22 protein-coding genes and 1 pseudogene are annotated in these 26,283 nt (G+C 65.9%); 16 read left to right on the top strand and 7 right to left on the bottom strand.

The window, feature by feature from the left end; all coding sequences use genetic code 11:
* Nucleotides 1–14: 14 nt before the first annotated feature.
* From FSB78_RS01645 to FSB78_RS01635, 3 genes are read left to right on the top strand one after another with little or no spacing between them, the layout of a single operon-like run.
* Nucleotides 15–734 carry a response regulator gene (locus FSB78_RS01645; RefSeq protein WP_147079406.1) on the top strand — a complete coding sequence of 240 codons (720 nt, stop codon included), beginning with the start codon at nt 15–17 and terminating at the stop codon, nt 732–734.
* On the top strand, nt 734–2,074 hold the full coding sequence (locus FSB78_RS01640; protein ID WP_242007920.1) for a sensor histidine kinase: 1,341 nt from the start codon (nt 734–736) through the stop codon (nt 2,072–2,074). Before FSB78_RS01645 ends, FSB78_RS01640 begins: the two co-directional genes overlap by 1 nt.
* A gap of 50 nt (nt 2,075–2,124) precedes the next feature.
* Entirely contained in the window at nt 2,125–3,561 is a 1,437-nt protein-coding gene (locus FSB78_RS01635; RefSeq protein WP_147079402.1) for a tetratricopeptide repeat-containing sulfotransferase family protein, read from the top strand.
* Here the strand turns inward: FSB78_RS01635 and FSB78_RS01630 are convergent.
* Both FSB78_RS01630 and FSB78_RS01625 read right to left on the bottom strand, forming a co-directional pair.
* Nucleotides 3,558–4,829 (bottom strand): aspartyl/asparaginyl beta-hydroxylase domain-containing protein, encoded by a 1,272-nt coding sequence (locus FSB78_RS01630; RefSeq protein WP_147079400.1) that lies wholly within the window; start codon nt 4,827–4,829, stop codon nt 3,558–3,560. The two genes, FSB78_RS01635 and FSB78_RS01630, sit on opposite strands and share 4 nt — an antisense overlap.
* Before the next feature lie 114 nt (nt 4,830–4,943).
* On the bottom strand, nt 4,944–7,949 hold the full coding sequence (locus tag FSB78_RS01625) for a TonB-dependent receptor domain-containing protein (RefSeq protein WP_338419948.1): 3,006 nt from the start codon (nt 7,947–7,949) through the stop codon (nt 4,944–4,946).
* A 272-nt stretch (nt 7,950–8,221) separates the two neighbouring features.
* Here FSB78_RS01625 and FSB78_RS01620 point away from each other — a divergent pair, with 272 nt between their 5' ends.
* Nucleotides 8,222–8,725: a hypothetical protein gene (locus FSB78_RS01620; protein WP_147079396.1), complete on the top strand. Its 504-nt coding sequence runs from the start codon at nt 8,222–8,224 to the stop codon at nt 8,723–8,725.
* Between the two features lie 2 nt (nt 8,726–8,727).
* Nucleotides 8,728–8,988, top strand: a complete 261-nt coding sequence (locus FSB78_RS01615) for a hypothetical protein (RefSeq protein ID WP_147079394.1) — start codon at nt 8,728–8,730, stop codon at nt 8,986–8,988.
* A gap of 23 nt (nt 8,989–9,011) precedes the next feature.
* Here FSB78_RS01615 and FSB78_RS01610 read toward each other — a convergent pair whose 3' ends face one another.
* Nucleotides 9,012–9,599, bottom strand: a complete 588-nt coding sequence (locus FSB78_RS01610) for a DUF1989 domain-containing protein (protein WP_147079392.1) — start codon at nt 9,597–9,599, stop codon at nt 9,012–9,014.
* Nucleotides 9,592–10,278 (bottom strand): guanitoxin biosynthesis heme-dependent pre-guanitoxin N-hydroxylase GntA, encoded by a 687-nt coding sequence (gntA, locus tag FSB78_RS01605; RefSeq protein ID WP_147079390.1) that lies wholly within the window; start codon nt 10,276–10,278, stop codon nt 9,592–9,594. Before gntA ends, FSB78_RS01610 begins: the two co-directional genes overlap by 8 nt.
* A gap of 131 nt (nt 10,279–10,409) precedes the next feature.
* On the opposite strand from gntA, the gene FSB78_RS01600 reads away from it, so the two are divergent.
* The 5 genes from FSB78_RS01600 to FSB78_RS01580 all read left to right on the top strand — a co-directional run bounded on the left by FSB78_RS01600 (nt 10,410) and on the right by FSB78_RS01580 (nt 17,209).
* Complete coding sequence (locus FSB78_RS01600; RefSeq protein WP_147079388.1) at nt 10,410–11,126, top strand: Crp/Fnr family transcriptional regulator; 717 nt, start codon at nt 10,410–10,412, stop codon at nt 11,124–11,126.
* Nucleotides 11,123–11,332, top strand: coding sequence for a hypothetical protein (locus FSB78_RS01595; protein ID WP_422396660.1), 210 nt, complete (start codon nt 11,123–11,125; stop codon nt 11,330–11,332). Before FSB78_RS01600 ends, FSB78_RS01595 begins: the two co-directional genes overlap by 4 nt.
* 54 nt (nt 11,333–11,386) lie before the next feature.
* Nucleotides 11,387–13,687, top strand: coding sequence for a GH92 family glycosyl hydrolase (locus FSB78_RS01590; protein ID WP_147079387.1), 2,301 nt, complete (start codon nt 11,387–11,389; stop codon nt 13,685–13,687).
* Between the two features lie 98 nt (nt 13,688–13,785).
* Nucleotides 13,786–15,915, top strand: a complete 2,130-nt coding sequence (locus FSB78_RS01585) for a M3 family metallopeptidase (RefSeq protein WP_147079385.1) — start codon at nt 13,786–13,788, stop codon at nt 15,913–15,915.
* A gap of 1 nt (nt 15,916) precedes the next feature.
* Complete coding sequence (locus tag FSB78_RS01580) at nt 15,917–17,209, top strand: MFS transporter (protein ID WP_147079383.1); 1,293 nt, start codon at nt 15,917–15,919, stop codon at nt 17,207–17,209.
* A gap of 87 nt (nt 17,210–17,296) precedes the next feature.
* Here the strand turns inward: FSB78_RS01580 and FSB78_RS01575 are convergent, their stop codons facing one another.
* From FSB78_RS01575 to FSB78_RS01560, 3 genes and pseudogenes are all read right to left on the bottom strand, one after another.
* Nucleotides 17,297–18,019: a hypothetical protein gene (locus FSB78_RS01575; RefSeq protein ID WP_147079381.1), complete on the bottom strand. Its 723-nt coding sequence runs from the start codon at nt 18,017–18,019 to the stop codon at nt 17,297–17,299.
* A 26-nt stretch (nt 18,020–18,045) separates the two neighbouring features.
* Nucleotides 18,046–19,110, bottom strand: a pseudogene (locus FSB78_RS01570) (IS3 family transposase).
* Between the two features lie 789 nt (nt 19,111–19,899).
* Nucleotides 19,900–20,400, bottom strand: coding sequence for a hypothetical protein (locus tag FSB78_RS01560; protein WP_147079377.1), 501 nt, complete (start codon nt 20,398–20,400; stop codon nt 19,900–19,902).
* A 260-nt stretch (nt 20,401–20,660) separates the two neighbouring features.
* On the opposite strand from FSB78_RS01560, the gene FSB78_RS01555 reads away from it, so the two are divergent.
* The 6 genes from FSB78_RS01555 to FSB78_RS01530 all read left to right on the top strand — a co-directional run bounded on the left by FSB78_RS01555 (nt 20,661) and on the right by FSB78_RS01530 (nt 26,186).
* The gene (locus tag FSB78_RS01555) at nt 20,661–21,440 is read left to right on the top strand and encodes a hypothetical protein (protein ID WP_147079375.1); all 780 of its coding nucleotides are present in this window, start codon (nt 20,661–20,663) and stop codon (nt 21,438–21,440) included.
* Entirely contained in the window at nt 21,430–22,479 is a 1,050-nt protein-coding gene (locus FSB78_RS01550; protein ID WP_158637949.1) for a trypsin-like serine protease, read from the top strand. Before FSB78_RS01555 ends, FSB78_RS01550 begins: the two co-directional genes overlap by 11 nt.
* Before the next feature lie 4 nt (nt 22,480–22,483).
* Nucleotides 22,484–23,578 (top strand): hypothetical protein, encoded by a 1,095-nt coding sequence (locus FSB78_RS01545; protein ID WP_147079370.1) that lies wholly within the window; start codon nt 22,484–22,486, stop codon nt 23,576–23,578.
* Between the two features lie 117 nt (nt 23,579–23,695).
* Entirely contained in the window at nt 23,696–23,887 is a 192-nt protein-coding gene (locus tag FSB78_RS01540; protein WP_147079368.1) for a hypothetical protein, read from the top strand.
* Nucleotides 23,888–24,154: 267 nt separating this feature from the next.
* A complete protein-coding gene (locus tag FSB78_RS01535) occupies nt 24,155–25,360 on the top strand; it encodes a hypothetical protein (RefSeq protein ID WP_147079366.1) in 1,206 nt (401 codons plus the stop codon).
* Between the two features lies 1 nt (nt 25,361).
* Nucleotides 25,362–26,186 (top strand): hypothetical protein, encoded by an 825-nt coding sequence (locus FSB78_RS01530; RefSeq protein WP_147079364.1) that lies wholly within the window; start codon nt 25,362–25,364, stop codon nt 26,184–26,186.
* The last annotated feature ends 97 nt before the right edge of the window (nt 26,187–26,283 follow it).

Here is a 26,283-nt window from a genome sequence, read left to right as displayed (position 1 = left end):
TAGACGCAGACCCCATGGGGGATCTTCCACATCTGCTGCTCGTCGATGACGAGCGCTCGATCCGCGAACCGCTGGCGGCGTATCTCACCAAGCAGGGGTTCCGCGTCACCCAGTGCGGCGACGCGGAAAGCGCGCGGACGCGGCTGGCGGCCTATGCGATCGACCTCGTCATCCTCGACATCATGATGCCGGGCGAGGACGGGCTGTCGCTGTGCCGCCACATCGCCGCGACCAGCGACGTCCCGGTGATCCTGCTCACAGCGCGCGCGGAGGAGACCGACCGGATCGTCGGGCTCGAGATGGGCGCGGACGATTATGTCGTGAAGCCGTTCTCGCCGCGCGAGCTGGCGACGCGCGTCAAGGTCGTGCTGCGCCGTGCGACCGCGGGCGGCGCGCGCCACCATGCGCCCGAGAGCAGCTCGTACGGCTTTGCCGGATGGGTGCTGAAATCGGGCGAACGCGCGCTGGTCGATCGCGAGGGCGTGTCGGTGCCGCTGTCGACGGGCGAGTACAACCTGCTGCTCGCGCTGGTGACCCGGCCGCGCCAGGTGCTGACGCGCGACCAGCTGCTCGACCTGACGCAGGGCCGCGAGGCCGCGGCGTTCGACCGCGCGATCGACAACCAGGTCAGCCGGTTGCGCCGGAAGATCGAGGCCGATGCGAAGAATCCCGAGCTGATCAAGACGGTCTGGGGCGGCGGTTATACGCTGGCGGCGGAGGTCACGCGGCTGTGATGCGGCCCTGGCCGCGCAGCTTGGCTGGGCAGATGGCGCTGCTGATCGCGCTGGCGCTGTTCGTTGCGCAGGCGATCAATTTCGGGCTCGCACTGCGCGACCGCACCGAGTTCCGGCTGGGTCAGGCGACTCGTCCCGCCGCGACGCGGATCGCAGACGCGCTGGAACGCGAGGCGCGCGATCGCCGGCCGCTCGCCGCCGATCGCGGACGCGTTCGCCGGGTCGCTGCCGATCCGATTCCCGCCGGGCTCGAACGCCATCCCGAGGTTGCCAGCGAGATGCGGCGCCAGCTGCTCGAACTCGGGCTGAAGCCCGGGCGGATCGACACCGGCTTTCGCCCCGCGGTGGAAAGCGCGGTCGAGGAGACCGACACCGCACGCCGTGGCGCCCGGCGGCGGCGCGGGCGTGACGGCGACATCCTGCTGATCGCAGTCGAACAGCCGGACGGGTGGCTGACGGTGATGTCGCCCTGGCCACGAACCGAATCGCGGCTGTTGTGGACGCTGCTCGGCCAGACCGGGATCCTCTACGTCATCGTGCTGCTGCCGGTGCTGTGGATCGTTCGGCGGATGTCGCGCCCGTTGCGCGACCTGCGCGCTGCGGCCGAGAGCTTCGGTCCCGGCGACCCGAGCACCCCGTTGTTGCCGCGCGGCCCCGACGACGTCGCCGCGCTGATCGTCGCGTTCAATGCGCTGCGGCTGCGCGTCGGCGGCATGCTCGACGAGAAGGACCGGATGCTCGGCGCGATCGGCCACGACCTGCGCACCCCGCTCGCGGCGCTGCGGGTCCGGATCGAATCGGTGGAGGACGAGGCCGATCGCGCGAAGATGGTCGACACGATCGCGGAGATGAACCGGACGCTCGACGACATCCTGTCGCTAGCGCGTCTGGGGCGCCCCAGCGAGCCGCTGACCGACGTCGACCTGTCGGCGCTGGTCGATGCGGTGGTCGAGGATTTCCGCGACATCGGCCACGCGGTCGAGTTCGTCGAGGCCGACCGGCTGCCGATGCGGCTGCGCCCTTCGCTGATCCGCCGCGCAGTGCGCAACCTGATCGAGAACGCCGTGAAATACGGCCATTCGGCGGAAGTACGCGTGGAGGCACGGGCGAAGACCGTGGCGATCGTCGTCGCGGACCAGGGGCCCGGGATTCCCGAGGCGCGTATGGGCGACGTGTTCGATGCGTTCACCCGGCTGGAGAGTTCGCGCAATCGCGAGACCGGGGGCATCGGCCTGGGGCTGGCGCTGGCACGCGCGATCGTGCGCGAGGCGGGCGGCGAGATCCGGCTGGCGAACCGGGCGGGCGGCGGGCTGGATGCGGTGATCGAATTGCCGCGCTAGGCTGCGCAGCGGGTATCGTGCCCCGTGCGGGGCGCTGCTAGGGGATCTGCGTGGACGTCGGCGAACTCAGACAGATTGCGGTGCGCGCGATGCGCGAGGCGCGCGTTGATGACGGCATCGCGGCGTATCGCCAGCTGCTCGCGATCGGGCCGGAGTCGACCGAGGCGTGGTACAATCTCGGCTATCTGCTACGCTGCGCGCGGTCGTTCGAGGCGGCGCTGGAGGCCTATGGCGAGGCGCTGGCGCGCGGCATCGACCGGCCCGAGGACGTTCATCTCAACCGCGCGGTGATCCTGTCCGAGTTTCTCGCGCGCGACGGCGACGCCGAACGCGAGCTGCGCGCCGCGATCGCGCGCAACCCGCGGTTCGCGACCGGCTGGCTGAACCTCGGGATGCTCTACGAGGATCGCGGCGATGCTCGGGCAGCGCGGGACAGTTATGCGCGCGTGCTCGCGCTCGATCCGCGTCACCCCCGTGCGCTGGCGCGGACGAGTGCGATCGACGTGTTCGAGGGCAAGGCACGCGCGGTGCCGGCGCGGCTGACCCCAGTGCTCGCCAACCCCCGCCTGCCCGCCGCCGATGCCGCCGAGATCGGGTTCGCGCTGGGCGGCGCGCTCGATGCGCTCGGGCGCTACGACGATGCGTTCGCGGTATTCCAGCGCGCCAACCAGGCCGCGAAGGCCGCTGCGCCCCCTGCCCTGCGATACGACCGGGCCGCGCACGAACGCCTCGTCGACGCCCTCATCGCGCTGCCGCCGGCACCACCGGCCATGTCGGCCGACTGGTCGCCGGTGTTCGTCTGCGGGCTGTTCCGATCGGGATCGACGCTGGTCGAACAGATGCTGTCGCGCCACAGCCGGGTCACCAAGGGCGGCGAGCTCGAGATTCTGCCGGCCCTCGTCGAGACACAGCTGCAGCCCTATCCCGACCGGCTCGCCGCGGCGACGCCCGAGCAGATCGCGGCGATGCGCGACGCCTATCTGGCCGAGGTCCGCGCGCTCTATCCCGATGCGGACATGCTTACCGACAAGCGGCCCGACAATTTCCTGCATATCGGGCTGATCAAGCGCCTGTTTCCCGCCGCGCGGATCGTCCACACCACGCGCTCGCTGCGCGACACGATGCTGTCGGTCTGGTTCCAGCATTTCGACGACAGCGTGCGCTATGGCTATGCGCTCGACGATATCGTGCACTGGTTCGGGCAATACACGCGGCTGATGGCGCATTGGCGATCGCTGTACGGCGACGATATCCATGACGTGGCCTATGAGGATGTCGTGGCGGCCCCGCGCGAGACGATCGCGGCGTTGCTCGGCTTGTGCGGGCTCGACTGGCAGGATGCGGTACTCGCGGGCCAGGGCGCGGGCGTGGTGCGGACCGCCAGCGTGTGGCAGGTCCGCCAGCCGCTCCACGGTCGATCGGCGGGGCGCTGGCGGAATTATGCGCGACATGTCGCGCCTTATGTTGGGTCGCTCGACGAGTCCTAGGGCGCGACGCCGCCCTGCCCGGTGAGGTGGAAGACGTCACGCAGCAGGCGTTGCTCGTCCGGTGTGAGGTGCGGGTTCCAGACGTCGAAGATCAACACGATGCGCGGCGCGTTGCTGGTGTTCCAGGCCTCGTGCTCGATGGTGTCGTCGAACGCGAACGCCTCGCCCTCGCGCCAGGCGCGCGTTTCGCCGCCGACGCGGAAGCTGCAGCCTTCGGGGACGACCAAGGGCAGATGGACGATAGTCCGCGCATTGGTCACGCCGGTATGCGCGGGGATGTGCGCGTGCGGGCGGAGGATCGAGAAGAACGCGGTCGGCGCCTTGCCGGGAATGTCGGTCTGCGGCACCGCGGCCAGCGCCGCGGCGGTCGCCGGGCAACGGTCGCAGGCCTCGTCGTTGCGCACCCCATATTCCCACAGGAAGCACGCGCTCCAGTCGGCGCTGTTGTCGAGCGCGGACCATTTGTTCCTGGGCGTGCCCTGGTCGAGCCGGACATAGGGCCGGATCGGTGCGTCGCCTGATGCGACCAGCGCCAGCGCCTCCGCGCGGATCGCGTCGGTATGCGCCTCCAGATCGGCGAACCACGGGAAGGCCGCGCGTTCGAAGAACTCGTCGGCGGGGAGGAACGGGACGTGCAGCCCCGAACACTGGTTCGCATAGATCGCGCGCCGCCCCAGCATGTGATCGATGCACGCCGAAATCCGCCGCGCCCCGCCGCCCAGGTCCGCCATCGCGGGGCCGAGCTCGTCGGTCAGCACACGCGCCATCGTCGCAGTGTGGCCGGCGAGGAAGGCGCGGCCGCGGACCAGCGCGTCCTCGATCCCCGGCGACCGCTCGGTCATGCCGGTCGCCATCTGCACGACGCCGGACCAGCCGAGCGCGGCGGCGACCGCATCGCCGCGGCGCTCGTGCAGCTCCGCCATGCGCAGCTGCGCAGTGAAATTGAGGCGGTCGATCGCCAGCGCGGCCTCGAGCGCGGCGCGCTCGCCGGCGTCGTCGCCGCGCCGGCGATGGACCGTCGCCTGGTTGATCCGCAGCACGGGCTGCCCCGGGTCGGCGGCCGCCGCGCCGGTGAAGCAGCGGAGCGCGAGGTCGAGGTCATCGTCCGAAAGCGCGCGCATCCCGCGCGCGTTGAGGATCTGGGGATGATCGGGCGCGGCGCGCAGGGCGTCGTCGAGCAGCCGGCGCTCGCCGGTTGCGTCGCCGCGTTGCCGTGCGGCGATCGCCGCGCTGACGAGCGCGGTTGCGGCTGGGGGAAGCGTTGCCATCGGTGTTTTCCTGTTCGCGCTGCGCCCGATTAAGCACGCGCGCCTGCATCGGTGCCACGAAAAAAGGGGGCAGCCTTTCGGCCACCCCCTCCGATCGTTGCGGGATCGTCGCGCTTAGAAGCGCAGCTTGCCCGACACGCTGAACAGACGACCGATGGTGTCGTAGGTCGCGGGGTAGGTGTTGCCGCCGTTATAGGCGGTCGACCCGGCCGACGAACCGACGAGCGGCGGCTTCTTGCCCGTCAGGTTACGCAGGTTGCCGGTCAGCGTCAGGTTGTCGTTGACCTCTAGCTGGATCGAGGCGTCGAGATAGTTGTACGCTTCGATCTTGTTGAAGTTGTAGCGGCCCCCGGCCAGCGGCGACGGACCGGTCACCGTGCCAATGAACAGGTTGCGCGACGTCGCGGTGAAGCCACGAGCCGCGAAGTCGTCGGCCTGGCCCTCATACTGGACCGCGCCGAGGTGACGCCACAGCAGCGACGCGGTGGCCGGCCCGTAGGACAGGCTGGTCCGCTGGTTCCACTGGAACTCCGGCTGGATCGAGGTGCAGTTGGTGCTGTAATAGCCAACGCAGTCGCGATTGTAGCCGGTCGACGACGCCTGGAAGTAGCGATGCGCGGTCCAGGTGCCCTGGAAGCCCAGGTTCAGGCCGAAATCGCCGAATTCACGCGCGTAGTTCGCGTTCAGGTCGATACCGTCGGTCTTCAGGCGGCCGCGGTTGGTCAGCGGCTGCGGCAGGCCGGGGATGGTTGCGCTCGAACCGCTGAGGCGGCCCGTCGTCGCACCGCGGCGGATCGAGGTACATGCAGCCGAGGCCGCCTGTGCCGCGGTGATCGCGGTCGGCGTCGCTCCGAAGCACTCCGACAGGATGTCGCTCGGCTGCGCCGACGTGATCGCGTCCTTCACCTTGATGTTGAAGTAGTCGACCGCGATGCTCAGGCCGGGCACCAGCCCGCGCGGCTGGATGATGACGCCGAGCGTGTAGGTATCGGCCTTTTCCGGACGGATGGTGGGGCTGCCACCACCGGTGACGTTGACCTGTCCGGCCGACGGCTCCTGGATCGTGCCGATGACCGCAGCGGGTGCGCCCTGGTTGCGGCAGGCCAGCGTGAGGTTGGCGTTGCCGACCGGCCGTGCGCCCACGCAGGGGTCGAGACCCGGTGCGAGGTTGTCGAGCGCGGTGACGACGGGCGAGAACAGCTCGTCGATGTTCGGGGCACGCACCGCGCGCTGGTAGTTGCCGCGGAACTTGATTTCCTCGACCGGCTCGAAGCTCGCACCGCCCTTGTAGGTCCAGGCGCTGAAGCTCGGGTTGTTCGCCGCCTGCACCTTGTAGTCCGAATAGCGGAAGCCGCCTTCGAGCGTCAGCGAGTGGAAGAACGGACGCCCGGTGACGAGCGGCGCGATGACTTCGCCGAACGCCTCGCGTACGTCGTAGCTGCCCGTGAACGGCAGGACCGCGCCACCGGCGCCGCCCAGCTCGCCCGGCGACAGCGCATACGCGTCGGGGCTGCGCTGATAGCTGTACTTGCGATACTCGCCGCCGAGCGCGAAGCCGATCGGCTCATCCGCGAACGGCGAGGTGGTGCCGAAGTCGCCGTTGAGGACGGCCTTGGCCTGCGACAGCGCGGTCTTGATCCGGATCGAGCTTTCGCCGTTCAGGAACGCGGCCTGTGCCGACGTGATCGAGCCGGCTTCGCCGAACAGGTTGAGCGGCACGCAGTTGTTGGTCGTGACCGCGCAGGTCGTCGTGTTGTTCGCGTTCAGCGCCTGCTGGACGCGGCTGCGCAGCACGTAGCCCGACTGGACCTGAAGCAGGTCGCTCTCGCCATAGGCGCCCGACACGTCGAGCTTGGCATGGTCGGAGAAGCGCAGGCGGAGCCCCGCCTTATAGTCGAACATCGTCGTGGTGTAGTCGGACACGCGCGGCCCGAGTTCGACCGAGCGACGATAGACCGCAGGCAGCGGGATCGCGGTGTTGGTGTTGCACGCAGCACCCAGCGCGATGCCGTTGAGCGTGCAGAGCTGGTCGCGGATGCCCGCGGTCAGATACGGGTTGTTCGCCGGAATGGTCAGCGCTTCGCCGAACACGCCCGACGGCGCGATGATCGTGCTGATCGTGTTCTTCGAGAACATGCCGCGCGAATAGACTTCGAGATTGTCGCTGATCTCGTAGTTCGCCTGCGCGAAGATGTTGTACCGCTTGAACGGCGTCTGGAAGATATTGTACGGGTTGAAGTTGAAGCCCGCATACTGACGGACGAGCGAGGTGCCGGTCGGGCTGACCTGGAAGTCGCCGCTCGAGAACGACACCGTCGTCGGCACGCTGGTGAAGGACGAGCCCGAGGCGACGCCGGTGGCCGAGCTGATGCCGAAGATCGAGACGTTGCGATCGCCCTGGTAGAGCGGATCGGCTTCCTGGTAGCCCAGGCTCAGCACCGCGTTACCGCGACCGTCGTCGAAGTTCGCACCGATCGTCAGGTCCGACCGGAAATAGTTGGAGTCGCCGTTCGACGAGATCTGCTGGCTGGCCGATGCCTCCATGCCCGCGAAGTTCTTCTTGGTGATGAAGTTCGCGACGCCCGACACCGCGTCCGCGCCATAGGTGGTCGATGCACCGCCGGTCAGGATGTCGACGCGCTGCAGCAGCGCGACGGGGATGTTGTTCAGATCGACCGTGCCGCCCTGCTGCGCGGGGACGATGCGGTCGCCGTCGATCAGTACGAGGTTGCGCTGCGAGCCGAGGTTGCGCTGCGAGCCGAGGTTGCGGAGGTTGATGGTGGCGAAACCGCCATTGCCGTTGTTCGTCGCGGAGCCCAGGCCGGCGACCGCACCCGGCAGTTCGCGGATGACCTGTTCGACGTTGTTGATGTTGCGCAGCGCGAGTTCGTTCTCGGAGACCACGGCGACCGGGCTCGACGAAACGAGGTTCGGGTTGCTGATCAGCGTACCCGTGACGACGATGTCCTGGCCTTCCTCGGCGGGCGGCGGCGTGTTCGGATCCTGCGAAACCTGCTGGGTTTCCTTGGTGGCGGGCGCGGTCTGCGCGGTCGCCTGCGACGCGATCATCGCCGCACCGGCGAACAGCGTCGACGCGAGCAGTCGCGATCGTACGGTCATCTGCATTGGATACCCCTTGTCTGAGCCTGACGGCAGCTCGGCAGGATTGACCTTTACCGAACGCCTCGGATTTCATTCGTAGGGTATGTGCCGGATCGGTCGCAATCGCCTGTATCTGCTTTGGTCACGTTTGAAGGGGGGCTGTGTCCTGTGCGTCACAAAAGAGAAGTAATACTGTCATTGAATAGGCAAGTAATGCTGCCGTTGAATATGGCCCGCTCCCTCTCTAGGATCGGCCGGGTGCTTGGGGGACTGATATGACACGGCGTGTGATGATCGTAACGATTGCAATGATGCTTGCGGGACCGGCTCTCGCGCGCGATCGCGACGCCACGACGCCGTCCAAGGCGCTGGACGAACTCACCAAATGCACCGCGATCGCAGCCGATACGGACCGTCTCGCCTGCTTCGATCGCGCGGTGAAGACCGTCGTCGAGGGGCAACGGTCGAAGGCATTCGTCGTGGTGGACAAGGCCGAGGTGCAGCGCGCGAAGCGCTCGCTGTTCGGCTTCTCGCTGCCGTCGATCAAATTGTTCGGAAGCGGCGACGACGAGCAGGCGCTGAAGGAGCTGACCGCGGTGATGCGCAGCTCGGTACAGCTGCCCGGCGGGCTGATTCGGTTCGAGCTCGACGATGGCGGCGTCTGGGAGACCACGGAGCAGGTGATGCTCGCGCCGCGCAAGGGCGACCGCGTGACGATCAAGGCGGGTACGCTCGGCAGTTATGTCGCGACCGCGCCCGGGCGGCGCTCGGCACGCGTGCGACGCCTCCGCTAGGCGTGGCGCGCAAGCGGCGATACCTCACCGCGACACTGCCCGACGGCTATGTGAAGACGATCGGTCCGACGACCGATGCGTTCACGCATTACTGGCGGATCGTCGCGGTGCTGGAGAACGGCAAGACCGAAGTGTTCTGGGGCCATACGCGGTCGCTCGCCGAGGCGAAGCGGAAACGAACGGCGACCGATGAAGCGTCGCGGATGCGCGGCTGGAAAAGCCACGCGTTCGAGATCGTCGAGCTGGTCGAGACCAGCGGCTGACCGGTGGGCCCGACCGGCGCGCGTCAGTCGATGCGGTACTGGATCGGCTTGAACGACCCGCCGTTCGACTGGAGCGCGGAACAGGCGGTCATCCCGATGATCAGGTCCATCTCCGCGCGGAACACGATCGTGTCGCCGGCCTTGCTGAGCGGCGGCTCGACGGTGAAGGTGCCCGTCGCGCCGTCGATCGGCACGTTCATGAAGCAGTTGAACGCCACCGGGATCATGTCCGGCTCGACGCCCCACGGCGCCAGCGCCTCCGCGAGATTGCCGAAACAGCCGCGATGCGGATCGGTGTCGCCATAGATGATCGCGAACGTTTCCTTCGAACACGGCGTCAGCAGGAAGTCGTGCCGGCCGACATCGTCGGACACGATATCGAGCATGACGTTGCTGCGGTTCGAATAGAGCCGGTCGCCGGTCGTGAGGTAGAGCCGGCTCGCATAATCGAGCGTTCGCCCCGACGAGATACCCTCGCGGATGTCGGCGCGGTTGAACGCGAGCAGGTCGGACACCTGCCGCCCCTCAGGATCGATCACGGTCAGCGTCTGTCCGCGGTCGAGCGTGAACCCGGCCCCCGATCGCGGCGCGATGGTCTGCACATCACCCATGCGCTTGACCCCGCTTGAACGGGCATTTCCATGAATCGTCAACGACCCGGCCGCTATACTGCCGCGCCTCGCTCGACTCCCCGTGGCGCGCGAGCATCGGGTTCTCGCTGCCGGCGAACACCAGGTCGCGCGCGAGGATCGAGGACCGCAGCTTGTCGTAGCGCTGCTGCGTGCGCAGCACCTCGAACTGGTCGTGAAGGTTGAACACCATCGCCGGCGACTGGAACCAGCGCGCCGGACGGCTGGCATGCGGGTGAAGCCCGACCACGAAGAACGCCTCGCCCGAGAAGCTCAGCGAGAAATGCGGATCGTCGGGATCGCTGCTGACGCTGGGGTCGGGCCGGTAGCCGAGCCATTCGTCCTTGTCGCTGAGCGACTGCGCACGCGCCCACAGATGCGCCTCGAACTGCTCCTCGCTGAGCAGGGCCGGCGCCTCGAACAGGATGACGAGCGTGCGGAAGATCGCGCGGTCCTCGCGATACTTGCGGACCGTCTCGCCGAGCGCGGGCAGGATGCGCATGTCGTCCCAGGCGGAGCGCACGTCGCGGGCGACGAGAATATCCATCTGCCCCCGTCCCAGCGCGGACTTCGCGCCGACACAGGGGAATTGCGGGGCCTCTACCGTGGCGATAAAGGCCTGGGCTAGGGGATGGTCATTCTGGAATATCGGGCGATACATGGTCGCGAGGGAACACCCCGGGTACGGGGAATGTTTCATCGGGGGCCGACCGATTGACGTGCATCAATACGAAACTCTGCGCGCAGCCTAGGGCTGGCGCGAGACGCGAACGACGGGAAGAGGGGGAGGCCATGCAGACCGAAAAGTTTTTGCTGGGGCGCGGCCGCGAGGACCTGAGCGACGACGAGAAGCGCGTGATCGAGGACAGCATCGCCACCGTGCGCACGCTGCCCGGCCGCACGCGGCTGATCCGCGCGGGCGAGCGGGTCGAACACAGCACGTTGCTGCTGGAAGGGTTCATCTGCCGCTACATGGACGATCGCGAGGGCCAGCGGCAGCTCGTCGCGGTGCACGTGCCGGGGGATTTCGTCGACCTGCACGGCTTTCCGATGAAGTATCTCGATCACGACATCGCGACGCTGGGGCCGGTCAAGGTCGCGACGTTCGAGCATGATACGCTGACGACGATCACCGAACGCTTCCCGCACCTCACGCGGATGCTGTGGTTCAGCACGCTGCTCGACGCCGCGATGCACCGCGAATGGATTTTTCGGCTCGGCCGCCTGGGCGCCGAGGGGCGGCTCGCGCACCTGTTCTGCGAACTGAACGTCCGGCTGGGGATGGTCGGGCTGGCGCGCGACGGCGTGTTCGCGCTGCCGATGACGCAGCCCGACCTGGCCGAGGCGTGCGGGATCACCGGCGTGCACGTCAACCGCGTGCTGCGGGGCCTTCGCGAGCGTGGCGCGTTGACGTTCAAGGCGAACGAGGTCCGGATCCTGGACCGCAAGGCGCTGGAGGCGATCGGCGAGTTCGAGTCCGACTATCTCTACGTCAATCGTACCGCGTGAACGACCAAGGAGCGATCCCGATGCTGATGCCCGAGACGAAGCCGGGACTTGCCACCGCCGAGCACGGGCTGGTGACGCTTGACGGACCCGACGGCGTCGCGGTCACGATGACGCCCGATGCGGCGCGCGAGACCGGCCTCCGGCTGATCGCGGCGGCGGACGAGGCGAAGGGGCAGTCGACGGACGTGGTGTTTCCGCCGCTGTAGCGCCGGACCGCGGGGACGCTTGGCGTGGCCGCCGATCGCTGCTCTAACGCGGTGATGCGCATCCTCCTCCCGCTCGCGCTCGTCGCGTCGCCGCTCGCTGCCCAGACCACCGCGCCCTATGACGCGGTCGACCCGTTCATCGGTACGGGCGGCGAGGGACACACCTATCCCGGGGCGACGGCACCGTTCGGCATGGTGCAGCTTAGCCCGGATACCGACACGTCGTGCGAGATCCGCAAATGCTACGGCCACGCCGCCGGCTATCGCTACGACGACCCGACGATCCAGGGGTTCAGCCACACGCATTTCTCGGGCGCGGGGCATTCCGACCTGGGCGACGTGCTGGTCATGCCGGTGTCGGGCGAGGTCCGGATGGATCCCGGCGACCCGGCGGTGCCTGGGTCCGGCTACCGCTCGCGCTTCGCGCATGCCGACGAGGTCGCGCATCCGGGCTATTACGCGGTGACGCTCAGCGACGCGAAGGTGCGCGCGGAGATGACCGCGGGCGCGCGGGTCGGCGTGCATCGCTACAGCTTCGCGAAGGGTGCGGACGCGCATCTCGTCCTCGACCTGCGCAGTTCGCTCTACAATTATCCCGGCAAGATCCTCTGGTCGTCGCTGCGCCTGTCGCCCGACGGCGTGCTGACCGGATCGCGCGAGACGCGCGGCTGGGCGCCGGGGCGGAAACTGTTCTTCGCGATGCGCTTCTCCGCGCCGCTCACCGGCCACGCGTTCGTCGATCGCGACACCGCGGTGGCGTACAAGGGCTTCCAGGGACCGAACCGCGGGTCCGATGCGGTGCCGGAGAAACTCGGCAAGGCGCTCGAGGCGCGGCTTGATTTCGGTCGGCTGGCGACGCCGCTCGAGGTCAAGGTGGCACTGTCCGGCGTCGACGAAGCGGGCGCGCGCGCCAACCTGGAGGCCGAGCCCGGCGATTTCGACGCGGTCCGCGCGGCGACGCGCACCGCCTGGGACAAGGCGCTCGGCGCCGTCGCGATCGACGCGGCCAAGCCGATCCGCACCAGCGTCTACACCGCGCTTTACCACAGCCTGCTCGCGCCGAGCATCTGGAGCGACGTCGACGGCCGCTATCGTGGGCCGGACGATCAGGTGCAGAGCGCGGTCGGCTATACGCAGCGGTCGACCTTCTCGCTGTGGGACACGTTCCGCGCCGAGCATCCGCTGCTGACGCTGATCCAGCCCCAAGCCACCACGAGCGACGTCGTCCAGTCGCTCGTCGCCAGCCGGCGTCACAGCCCCGACGGCATCCTCCCCGTCTGGCAGTTCGCGGGGCGCGAGACCTGGACGATGATCGGCTATCACGCCGTCCCGGTGATCGCCGACGCCTATACCAAGGGGATCAGGGGATATGACGCCGGCGCGGCGCTCGACGCGATGGTCGCGAGCGCCGACTACGCGCCCTATGGCGGGCTCGGCGCGTACATCAAGCGCGGCTATGTGCCCATCGACGCAGAGCCGGAGGCCGCGTCCAAGACCGTCGAATATGCCTATGACGACTGGACGATCGCGCGGATGGCGCGCGGCCTGGGGCGGTCCGACATCGCGGCGCGGTTCGAGAAGCGCGCGGCCAACTGGCGCAACAGCTTCGACGTGAAGACCGGGTTCCTGCGCGCGCGCAAGAGCGACGGCAGCTTCCGCACGCCGTTCGACCCGACCGCGATCAACTATGGCTCCGACTATACCGAGGGCAATGCGTGGCAATATAGCTGGTTCATGCCACACGATCAGGGCGGGCTGATCCGCCTGCTCGGCGGCGACGCGAAGACGGTGACCAAGCTCGACGCGATGTTCGACTATGACAATTCGAAGATCGACTACAGCCATGCCGAGGACATTGCCGGGCTGATCGGGCAATATATCCATGGCAACGAGCCGAGCCATCATGTCGCCTATCTCTACGATTATGCCGGGCGGCCCTGGCGGACGCAGGAGCGGCTGAAGCAGATCGTCGACAGCCAGTACAAGCCGACCCCGGACGGCCTGTCGGGCAATGACGACCTCGGCCAGATGTCGGCGTGGCTCGTCTTCACCGCGCTCGGCTTCTATCCGGTCGCGCCGGGCACGGGGGAATATGTCATCGGCCGCCCGTTCCTCGACCGCGCGGTGCTGAACCTGCCGAACGGCAAGACCTTCGCGGTCGTCGCCGACGGGCTGTCGGACGCGAACCGCTATGTCGGCCGCGTGACGCTGAACGGCACCCCGCTCGACAGGAGCGTCGTCACGCACGCGCAGATCGAAGCGGGCGGAGAACTGCGCTTCACGATGCAGGCGACGCCCAACACGCGCTGGGCGACAGCGAAGGCGGCGCGGCCCTATTCGATGACGCCCTACTGATCCTCGCCGTCAGGGCAGGATCGGGGCGGTCCGACGCTACGGGTTCCGCCGCGTAACATTATGTCTATGATGCGGAGCACATCGACCGGGAGTTCCATGTGCAGTTTCTCTACCTCGCCGCCAGTGCCGCAGCGCTGATGGCTTCGACCTCGACGATCGCCCAGGGCCAGACGGCCCCCGCCCCTGCCGCCGCGGCCAATCCGCTGCTGGCCGACTGGACCGGCCCCGACGGCGGCGTACCCCCCTGGGACAAGGTGCGCCCCGAGCTGTTCCCGCCGGCGTTCGCCGCGACGCTCGCCGAACGCGCCGCCGAGTATCGGAAAATCGCCGACAACCCGGCCAAGCCGAGCTTCGACAACACGATCGTGCCGATGCAGCTGGCCGGCAAGCGCTATGGCCGCGTGATGACGCTGTTCGGCGTGATGACGGGCAACATGAACACGCCCGCCTATCAGGCGATCGACCGCGAATGGTCGCCGAAATTCTCCGCCGCATCGGATGCGATCACGTTCGACAAGGCATTGTTCGCGCGGATCCAGGCGATCTACGACGCGCGCGCTTCGAGCGGGCTGACCGCGCAGCAGATCCGGCTTGTGACGCGGATGTACGACAGCTCGGTGCGCCAGGGCGCCAAGCTCGACGATGCGCAGAAGGCCCAGCTGTCGCAGTACAACCAGCAGCTCGCGACCGAATTCTCGACCTTCGGCGAGAAGCTGCTGGCGGACGAGAGCACGGCGATCGCGGTCACCGACGAGGCGCAGCTCGCCGGGCTTCCCGACAGCGTGAAGGCGGTTGCCAAAGCGGCGGCGGCGGAGCGCAAGCTGCCGGGCTTCGCGATCGTCAACACGCGCTCGGCGGTCGATCCGGTGCTGACCTACGCCACCGACCGCGCGCTGCGCGAAAAGGTGTGGCGGGCGTTCGTCAACCGCGGCGACAATGGGGACGCCAACGACACCAACGCGACGATCGCGCGGATCGTCAAGTTGCGCGCCGACCGTGCGCACCTGCTCGGGTTCAAGACGCATGCCGACTGGCGGATGCAGGACACGATGGCCAAGACGCCCGCCGCGGCGATGGACCTGATGATGCGCGTCTGGCCCGCCGCCCGCGCGCGCGTCGGCGAGGAAGTCGCGGACATGCAGAAGATCGCCGGCACCGGGCTGACGATCGAGCCCTGGGATTACCGCTTCTACCAGGAGAAGGTCCGGAAAAGCCGGTATGACCTCGATCAGGCGCAGCTGAAGCCGTATTTCGAACTCGGCAACATCATCCAGGGATCGCTCTACGCCGCCAACCGGCTGTACGGGCTGAACTTCAAGGAGATCACCGGCACCGTCCCCGTGTTCGAGCCGAACATGCGCGTGTGGAGCGTGACCGACCGGGCCGGCAAGGATGTCGGCCTGTTCTACCGCGACGATTTTGCGCGCACGGGCAAGCGATCGGGCGCCTGGGCGAACACCTATCGCGGCCAGCGGGGCCTCGCGCCGGCACAGCTGGTGCTGTCGTCGAACAACAACAATTTTGCCAAGGGCGCACCCGGCGAGCCGATCCTGATCAGCCTCGACGATGCGCAGACGCTGTTCCACGAGTTCGGCCATGCGATCCACGCGATGCTGCAGAACGTCCAGTATCCCGGGCTCGCGGGCACGCCACGCGACTTCGTGGAGTATCCGAGCCAGGTGAACGAGCATTGGCTGCTCACCCGCGACGTGCTCGACAAATACGCGCGGCACTACCAGACCAAGGCCGCGATGCCGCAGGACCTGCTCGACAAGATCGAGAAGTCGCGCACCTTCAACCAGGGGTTCGCGACCGCGGAATATCTGTCGTCGGCGATCGTCGACATGAAGATCCACACTGTCCCCGACGGCGTGATCGATCCGGACAAGTTCGAGGCCGCGACGCTCGCCGAGATCGGCATGCCCAGGCAGCTGGTGATGCGTCACCGCGTGCCGCAGTTCCAGCACCTGTTCGCGTCGGACAGCTATTCGGCGGGCTATTACAGCTATCTCTGGTCCGAGACGATGGACGCCGACACCTTCGCCGCGTTCGAGGAGGCCGGCAGTCCGTGGGACAAACCGACCGCGGACAGGTTCGCGCGCGTCCTGCTGTCGACCGGCAACGAGACCGACCGTGCCGAGGCGTACCGCGCATTCCGCGGTCGCGACCCCGACGTGAACGCGCTGCTCAAGAAGCGCGGTTTCCCGACCACCGCAAAGGCGAACTGACATGGCCCCCGACCAGAAAACCCGCCTGAAGGCGATCATCGGCGGATCGACCGGCAACCTCGTCGAATGGTTCGACTGGTATGTCTATTCGGCGTTCACGCTGTATTTCGCGCCGCATTTCTTCCCGTCGGAGGACCGCACTGCGCAGCTGCTGAGCGCGGCGGCGATCTTCGCGGTCGGCTTCCTGATGCGGCCGATCGGCGCCTGGATCATGGGCATCTATGCCGATCGCCACGGCCGCAAGGCGGGGCTGACGGTGTCGGTGACGCTGATGTGCGCAGGCTCGCTGATCATCGCGTGCACGCCGGGATACGAGACGATCGGCGTCTTCGCACCGATCATGCTGGTGATCGCACGGCTGATGCAGGGGCTGTCGGTGGGCGGCGAATATGGCGCGTCGGCGACCTATCTGACCGAGATGGCCGGCAAGGACCGACGCGGGTTCTTCTCGTCGTTCCAGTATGTCACGCTGATCTCGGGCCAGCTGCTCGCGATCTGCGTGCTGCTGATCCTGCAGTCGACGATGACCGAGGCGGCGCTGGATTCCTGGGGCTGGCGCATTCCGTTCGCGATCGGTGCGGTGCTCGCGATCGTCGTGTTCTACATCCGCCGCGGGCTCGCCGAGACGCAGAGCTTCGAGAATGCGAAGCGCGACACCAAGGCCGGCGAAGCGCCCAAGTCGGGCTTTATCGCGCTGCTCAAGAATCACCCGCGCGAGACCGCGGTGGTCATGCTGCTGACTGCCGGCGGCACGCTCGCCTTCTACGCCTATTCGATCTACATGCAGAAGTTCCTGGTCAACACCAGCGGCTTCAGCCGTGAGGTCGCGAGCCAGATCAATGCCGCGACCTTGTTCGTGTTCATGCTGTTGCAGCCGATCGCGGGCGGCCTGTCGGACCGGATCGGGCGCAAGCCGCTGATGGTCGGGTTCGGCGTCGCGGGCATGCTGTTCACCTATCCGATCTTCACCGCGCTCGAGACCGCGACGAACCCGATCTATGCCGGGCTGCTCGTCATGGCGGCGCTGGTGATCGTGACCGGCTACACCTCGATCAACGCGGTGGTGAAGGCGGAACTGTTCCCCGCGCACATCCGCGCGCTCGGCGTCGCCCTGCCCTATGCGCTGGCGAACACGCTGTTCGGTGGCACCGCCGAGTTCGTCGCGCTGAAGTTCAAGGGCGCAGGGTTCGAGCGCGGCTTCTACTGGTACGTCACCGCGATGATCGGCATCTCGCTGGTCGTCTACCTCCGCATGAAGGACACGCGGACGAACAGCCGGATCGTGGAGGATTGACGCGTCCGGCGCCCCCGGGCGCCGGTTCTCGCATCGCCGGGCACTTCGCGCCGCGGCCGGCTACGCGCCGACCGCGGCGCGGGGGTGTCAGGACGGCGGGCTGGCGACCTTGTCCAGCGCCAGGCTGTCGCTCTGCGTACAACCCGACGAGGTGAACCAGGCATAGTCCGCCACCGCCGAACTGTAGACGAAGCGCAGCGGCGATTCGATATCCTGGCCGGCCTGGACCCACAGATACATCCAGACCGTATCGCCCTCCTTCAGCGGAGAGCCGCTCAGCGCGAAGTCGACACAGGCCTTCTTCTCGTCCTGCCCGACCATGAGCTTGCTGCTCCACACCCATTTGTCGGGCGTCGACCCCTTTTTCGGCTGAACCTGACCGTTATCGACCCAGTACATCGTGAATTCGCAATTATAGCTTCCCTTGTTGTTCAGGTAGAAGCCCGAGATCGTCCCCTGCGACGACGCGTAGCTGCCGGCCGCCTGAGTCAGCGCCTCTGCGTGCGCATCGATTCCCCTCACGCCACGCAACGTGTTGGCGGCCGTGAACGGGTCCTCCTGCGCCTTCGCGACCAGTCTCGCGCGGTCGGCGGGGTCGATATTGGGGATATTGGTGAGCGCGTAGAACGCCCATTCCGGCGGGCCCGCCAACACCGCGTCGATCACCTCGCCCGATCGAAGGTAGCGCCCCGCCGCCGCGAATATCGCACTGTAATCCGCGGTCCTGTCCCCGATCACGCCTTGCAGCGCGTCAGCCCCATAATTTTGCGCGAGCTTCATCCCGAGTTCGCGTTGCGCCAGAATGTCCATAATCACTCGTGACCTGCTCCCCGTTTTCAGGCCGCTGATAACTTAGCTTCGGTATCCATATGCCCTTGGCGGGGGCGGTTCGTAAACTCGGCGGGTGCCAACCCGCCAAGACTGCTGTGCGGACGCACGGTATTGTAGTCCGTACGCCACGCCTCGATGATCCGTCTGGCCGCAGCCAGCGTTGGGAACAGGTGCTCGTTCAGGCACTCGTCGCGCAAGCGACCATTAAAGCTTTCGACGAAGCCGTTCTGCTGCGGCTTGCCGGGCGCGATGTAATGCCACTCGACCCCGGTGTCCTGGCACCAGGCAAGGACGGCGTGACTGGTCAGCTCGGTCCCATTATCGCTGACCACCATGCACGGCAGCCCGCGACGTTCGGCGCCCCATGCATTCCCGGCTGTAGTCGTCGATGACGTTGAGCATACGGAACCGCCGGCCGCAGGCCAATGCATCCGACACGAAGTCGAGCGACCAGCGCTGGTCTCGTTCCTGCGGGATTGCCATCGGCGCCCGCGTGCCCAGCGCGCGCTTGCGGCCGCCACGCTTGCGCACCGTCAGCCGCTCCTCGCAATACAGCCGGTAAACCTTCTTCAGGTTCATGCCCTTGCCCTCACGCCGCAACAGGATCGCCAGCCGTCGATAGCCGAAGCGACGACGTTCGTTCGCGATCTCGCGCATCCGTACGCGAACAGCGTCGTCCTTCCCGCGAAGCGGCTCATATTGCCACGCCGACCGGTTGACCCCGATCAACCTGCAGGCGCGACGCTCGGAAAAGCTGTGGTCGGCCATCAGCTTCTCCACCGCAGCGTAGCGCTCTGCAGACCGGGTCAGTTTTTTCCCAGCAAATCCTTCAGCGCCGACACGTCGAGCATCGACTCCGCCGGCAGCTTCTTCAGCCGGCGGTTCTCGTCCTCGAGCGCCCGCAACCGCGCCGCCTCCGACACGGTCATCCCGCCGTACTTCGCCTTCCAGTTGTAGAACGTCGCGTCACTGATCCCATGCTTCCGGCACAGCTCGGCAGTCTTCACGCCGGCCTCATGCTCGCGCAGCACGCCAATGATCTGATCCTCGTTAAATCGGCCTCGCCGCATTACTCGTCTCCATCTGACGAGCTAACTTACCAATGGCATGATGTCTGGGGAGCAGGTCAAGTCTTCCTCAGCATGTTTCTGAAAGACGCAGCAATTCTATCCCGGCCGGCCACGGGCTGCCGGGGTCGAATTTCTACGAGCGATGAACGAGTTTTGAGGTAGTTATTTTACGCAATGACGCTTTTTATACATAGTATTGGCGTACGGGTCCCAAACTTCGGACAGGAACTACATAGCTATCCGCGCCTTCAAAGCTGGCGCTAGCATGCCTAACGGATCGAAATATAGACACCAGTTGTCGGCACCACAATGGCAGCTTACAGACTTCGATGATGTAACTCCACAAGAGAATCCTAGATCTTGTTAGCGGCGCGAACTTCCATCGCCCACAGGAGAATGCGCAGATTCGGTGGAGAACCCGCCGTCCGCTTCGTGCGAACCGAGATCGGACATCCGTAGAAAGGAAGACGATCCTCACCAAACCGGATCGGCCGCAATGGTCGATGCCACGGCAGCGGTCGCAGCTGCCGCTGAGCGAACTAAAGATCGAAGCTCCGCCCAGTTCGCACACCACAACGACGACGACGCGATACTCGCCAAGTCGACGATAGACCTAGCGCACAAACTCGGCTTCATGGTCGTCGAAGGCGTCGAGAATACAGCCTGCCTCGCGTCCCGCGAAGAGTGCGACTGTGACATGATCCAGGGGCGTGTCGATGGTGCGCTTATAGGACCCACAAAGCATACCCATCGATACGATTTCCGTGGATACTTTATGTCTGCTTCTCACTAGGCCCCCAAAATGGCCCATACCATCAATTTTGGCGGAGGTTCGAGTCCGTCTGACCGTATCGACCCGAAGGCCGCTGCTTCCTTCGCCTTTCGCTTCTCCAACTCCCGACGGTCAATAATCGGCGCGCGATCAACAACAGCGCCGCTTGAATGGCGAATCGGGAGGAAGTTGTCGTTCGTAGAGGCGCCGCAGAATGGCAGCTCCAGCTTAAAGCGGTTATTTTCGGGTGAAGGCAAGCCGTACCAATAATCGGAAAAGCTGGTGAAGTTTTGCCCGAGGGATTTTTGCGCCAAAAAGGCAAGGCCGTCGGTCTGGTTGGCCGCCCGTCGACGCAATCGACCAAAGTTCATTGTTATGCCGCCAGTGCGAGTATCACATCCAGCGCCGTGCGTACCAATCGTACCGGGAGGCCGGTTGCCACGATGCCAATGCTTGCCAGCGCCCGCCAAGGCATGGTCGCCCGATTCCAGTCGGTCGCCTAAATGCGCCACCCTCACTCAAATCAATATATAACATTACGTATCAACAAAACTATGAATATAGAAAGACTTTCCGTACCAGCTTAAACGTCCGAACCTTTGGGCTTGATGATGCAGCAATTTCTGCCATCATCTTATCGACACAACGGGGAGCGCGGAACATAGAGTATAGACGGGCGTGGCCCGCAGCGCTTCTACTTGCCGGTTGCGCTGTTAATCCGTCTGTACGCTATGGTGTCGCGCTGGACGCGGATTCGATCAATTCGGGTTTTTCAAATGTGATCGATGCGTTCTACTTTCAACGGAACGCCATTCGGATGGAACTCAAGAACAGCGCAGCTGCCGGGACGCCGGAGAACCTCGATCTGGTGGTGACTAATCGTCGGGTCGAGGATAGGCGCAACCGCATATTGCTTCTGCGCGATGATACGCTGTGGAAGCGCACGACAATCAACCTCGCCAAGGTCGAGAATACAGATCTCATCCAGACCGCCGGCGTCGAGGTCGAAGACCGCCGAGCCGCGTTCATTCAGACTACGGGTGGCATTGTCAAGGTCGTGATCCCGCTCGTCGCGGGCATGGCAGGCGCAGCCGACCTCGGAGCGAAATGCAAAGCATTTCCGACACAACCATGCGATCTCGACCCCGTACGCGATCTCGCGATGAGCAAGCAGGGCGGCACGAAAACGAGCGGCACGACGACGCTGTCATGGACGGAGGTCCCGCGAAGCGCGCTGCCGGCGGTTAGTTTTTATGGAGGTGTGATGTCGCAGCCGTCCCGCGGCCTTTATTACGCGGCTTGCCGGGGCATCGATATCATTCTTGTGACGCCAACGACGACCTACCGGTGGACCGGGAAGATCGCCGATCCGCGCTGGCTCGACTTCGTTGCGTTCCCGAGGAAAGGCAATCTGCGCATGCACGACCAGTGCGGCGTCTCCACCACGAGCGAGAAGGATCCGACCCAGCCGCTCGACACAGTGATCAGTGCGGCGGTCACGCAGGCTATTGCGATCAAGGATGCGATCGAGAAGGCGGACAAGGGCGATGCGAAATAGACTTGCGTTCCTTGCCACCTTCGCCGGGGCAGTGGCGCTCGGCGCTCATGCCGACGCCTGTGCGCAGAGCGTGAGGGGACCGCCCGTGGAAAACCCGGCCGCCGACTTGGCGGTCCCGCTCTTCACGCCGGGCGCCCCTCCAGCGCCCTCCGAGCGGGTCCGTCATTTCGTCTCGGTCCCGCTCAAGTTCGGCGGTGCCAAAATCCAGCTATCCAATGCCAACGTGCAGATCGATCCGACCGAGTGGAAGACGGTCGCCATCGCGGACAATCAGATCGGAGAACCATGCACACTGAGCCTGATCGGTCCCTCGGTCGTGCTGCTGGCAGCGCATTGCGTCGACGCGGGATCGCCCGCGGGAACTAAAAACGGCGCAACAATCGGCGCTGACGTGAAATTCGGCTCTGGTACCTACGGTATGCGTTGCGCGATCAGCGACTTTTACACCGCGCGAAAAACAAACGCCGCGGGCGCCCCCCGCTCCAGCGACGATTATGCGCTGTGCGATCTCAGCCAGCGCGTCTCTGGGCTCGACGCCGAAGTGCTGGATTTATCCACGTTTACGCCGTTGACGACCCAAATCCGCCTCATGGGCTATGGCTGTACGGATCTCGGGATCACCGACGACGGCTACTACACCTACACCCCGTCAGACAAAGCGCTTAGGATGGGGCAGGAGCCGATCGAGGCGACCGGAATCTCGATCTACCCCGATCAGCTGGGCACCTACATCCGGACGACGTCGGAGGGCGCCAAGCAGTCCGTGCTCTGCTATGGCGACTCTGGCGGTCCGGTGATGATCGTCAACGCGACCGGCCGGCGACGCGTGATCGGCGTCAACTCGGCGATGGGGAAGAAGCCGGGTGCCACCCATCTGACCCCTGCCTTTTATTTCTATCTTTCTCCGCTTAATACCGTCTCATTTCGCGTCTTCGTCGCGGCTTGGGTTGCACAGTCCGAGGTGCCGCCTCAGTTGCGCAAGGAGCGGCGCGTGTGCGGATTCAACCTCAGTCCCGGCATCGGCGGTTGCAGAAAGTAGCCCGATGCGGATCGCTTCCCAACTCATCACCATTGCGGCGATCTGCGACCTAGCTCCCGCCGGGCGGGCGCCTGCCGCCGACCATCTCGTCATCGCGCGTGCCATCGGCACTACCCCCAAACAGCCCGTGGTCGAGTTCGTCGCACGCCACGCCAGGCCGATCCCGGTCACCGAAGCCGAACGTCCCACGTTGAAAGACAAGTCCGTGCGGGAGACCGTTGAAGAGCTGTGCGGCGCGCTTTCAGAGGGATATCTCGACGTATTAAACGTGACGAACCCGGGATTGAACGCGGCTGCCGAGACGAAGCTCGGTGCGGCAGCTTATGGCGCTGTCTGGCCCGCCTGTCTGGCGATACACACGGACGTGACCGTGACGGTGCGGAAAGGCGACACGCTGTCCGGAATCCGCCTGCAAGCCACTGGCAAGCTTGCCGTCGACGCTTTGTTCGACCATTATTTTGCGTCGAGCGGCCTCACCAAGACGTCCACGCTGACCGTGGGACGCGTTCTCCACCTCCCTTTTGAGACCCTGCCAACGCGTCTGTCGGTGTCCGATGCCGAATTGCCGAAGTTCGCGATCGACCTAAGGTCCGCGGGTGGCCATGGGGTGGACGTCGATGACAGGCCGGTAGCGAAAGGCGCGATCATCGGCGCATACCAGCCGCCCGCCGGAACGACCTCCGGCACCGCCGACGATTGCGACGGTGACGAGGACGTGCCGTGGCCCTTCAATGCGACGGAGGTGGCCGAAGCTTACGCGCGCAACAGGCGCGCACCGCAGTCGGTTGTGGTCGTGATCGTCGACAACGGCTTCTTCGGCGTCCCATGTTCGGAAGCAGGGTGCCCCCCGTCCGGCCCCGGGGAGGAGGGGTTCTCAACTCGCTTCCCGCGTGGATTTTTTGCTGAAGCAGACGATTATCTGAGCCATGCGACCCCCTACGGGCCAAAGACTCCCCTCACCCCCCTCAACTATGGAGCGGATGACTCGCTTCAAATTAACCCGGTGAGCGGTCACGGTACGCACGTCGCTGGACTTGCGCTCGGAGGACCCGCTTTCGAGGCTTTCCGCAGCGGCATTACCGATGCTCCTTCAGGCTAAGGCAGGATCGCGATTTCGATCCTTGCTGTGGCGCGGGGAACCGCGTCGCTTTATTCGGATGCTGAGACGCTATTGCGCAGCGGACTCGCTTCGCTCCGCCCCGTCGACGTGGTTAATATGAGCATTGCGTTCAACAAACATGAGTCGCCAGAAGCGCAGGCCACGCTCAGCAATGTGTTCACCAACTACCCGAATACTCTTTTTGTCAGCGCAGCGGGAAACGCGACCGACGGCACCCTCCAGCCGACGTGGACAAGTTCGTATACTTTCCAGCAGCGCTGGGTGGTCCGCACGCCGCAAACGTACTAATCCGACAGCATCGCGCACCGTCAAAGGCGTCGCATATCTCGCCAGCGCCGGCGACGTCGAGGCGGGCGATGACAGCAAGATCGTCACCCCCGCGCTGCTGGTCGCGCAGCTGCGCATGTACGTCAGCGAGGATCGGCTTGGCGTGGCGAATGGCGTCGCGACGCTGGGCAGCGACGGCCGGCTGCGCCCCGATCAGATTCCCGCCTACGACGTCGCCGATATCCCGCGCTGGCGCTCGACGATGATCTGCGGTGGCTTGCCGCGCGCATGCGCGTGTACGACGATCTGCAGCTGGGCAGCGCTGTCGCCAGCGGTGCGGAGGGCTCGATGCCCTTCGCGATCACCGACGCCGATGGTTATGCACTGCTCGCAATGGACCTGCGGCGCCGCTGGCATATGGCGGGCGCGCTGTTCGCGGGTGATCTGGAGATGGCGGCGGGTACAATCGTCAGCGATCAGCCAGCATCTTCACCCTGGTCGGTCACCGACGAGGACGGGCATGCATACGCAGCGCTGGTCGATGGCGACATCGCATTCATGCACGCCGGATCCAGCGCGGATCTTGGCATGCTTTACAAGGATGCCCGGAACCGCGCGCGCACCGCCTCGATCATGGGGGCGCCGCACAATTTGCAGGTTGCCACTCTCGACGCAACGCGGGCGCTGATCCTGCTGTACAGCCAGTCGCTCGGTAACGGGCAGGAGGCGCACCCGGCGGTGACGATGGCGCCGCTGTCGCCGTCTGCCTTCATGATCGGCCTCAGCGTGCGCCCCGGGTGGTTCTACGGGCCGGGCTGGTTCCCGCGGGATGGCGACGCCACGCTTCACCCGCTCAAGGCGACCGTCGAGCTGGGGATCAACGACCCGTCGCCGACGGATCACGTCCGCCGGCCGCTGACTGCCCAGGAGATCGCCGCGCTCGACCCGCACGATCCCGCCGAGGGGGAAAGCCCCGTGGTCGCGATTGCCAACCGGGTCGCTCGTCAATGGGACGATGCCGGCTATCGCCCTGCGCGCAAGATCATCGCGATGGCCTGCGGCGTCGGGGGGCGGACGCTCGAGCCGCTCTACCCGCTCGAGATCAAGCGGGTCGGCCGCGCGATCTACGTCCATCATCACCTCCCCTGCGGTCCGCTTCCGATCAAGCCGCTGTGCGATGGTGCGGCCTCCACGCTGTACGACGACGCGGGCTACCGTGTGGTCGACGCGCAGGGCGACGTTCCGATCAAATCGGTGACGATCATCGGGTCGACGATAGCCAAGATCCTGTGTGCCCGCGTACCAGGCGAAGGCGCCGAGCTGCTGTACGCGGACAAGGCGCGCCACAACGGTGGCGGCAATATCTTCGACAGCGATCCGGCGCGCTCGGACAGCGTCTCGACGCGCACTGGCCTCCCTTACGACCTCTCAAACGCCTGTTCACCCTACCGCCTGGCCATTGGCTGGAAGCGGCCTGTCATGGAGCAACAATAAGATGGCCTTCAGCATCATGGTCCCCGGCGTCTCGGCACGCGGCAGCGGCCTGCCGATCGTCGGGCAGTATCTCGACGGCATGGGCACCTTCCCCGCCCGCAATCTTCTCGCGCTCTATCTCCTTCAGGATGGCGCGATCGGCGAAGCTTTCGCCGGCCCGCTCGCCGATCGTGGCCTGTTCGGCCGCCACGGCACGCTGATCGCGGGCTCAATGCCAAAGCGCACCGCGGCCGGGATGGACAGTTACGGCGCAGGCGACAAGGGCTGGATGGTCGACACGAACGTGCCGATGGACGGCAGCTTCACGATCGGCATCGTGGCCAAGTCCAGCCAGGTGCAGCCGGCGAGCGGGTTCCCGACCTTCTGGGGTCCACGCGCGCATATCGCGTCCGTGCCGCTTCTGGATGGCGGGGTAACCACTGGGCCGATCCTCGACTTCGGTGTGCAGGCGGCGGACAAGTTCAATGCTGCGTTGTACCGGGCCGGTGGCTGGGCGCCCGACGCGGGTGTGCTGAAGGATTTGCTCCACCCCGTGGCGTCGACCACCCGCACCGCGACCGGCGTATCGTACAAGGCCGAGACCGGCCGCTGGGTGATGGCCAACGCGACGCACAGCACGGAATGGACCGACAAGCCCGCCGGCGATGCGCTGATCGCACTTGGCACGACGCACGCCTTCGGCGCGACCCGCTTCTACGATGGTACGCCCTCGGGTGAGCTGAATCTCGCTGTCGTTTACCGTCGCGCTAAGACGGCCGACGAGATGCAGCCGATGCTCGCGGCGATGCGCGCGACCGTCGCCGCGCGCGGCGTCCAGGTCGCCTAACCGGCATATCCTATATGGCAAGCGGCGCCGCAGTGCTTGGTGTAGTCGACATTGGCGGTATCACGCATGATTAGGCAAGTCTGGGCACAAAGGTCGC

The organism is Sphingomonas ginsenosidivorax, assembly GCF_007995065.1.
Classification (GTDB): domain Bacteria; phylum Pseudomonadota; class Alphaproteobacteria; order Sphingomonadales; family Sphingomonadaceae; genus Sphingomonas; species Sphingomonas ginsenosidivorax.
The sequence above is the reverse complement of the archived record's forward strand: the minus strand, read 5'-3'. Positions and strand labels throughout refer to the sequence as shown.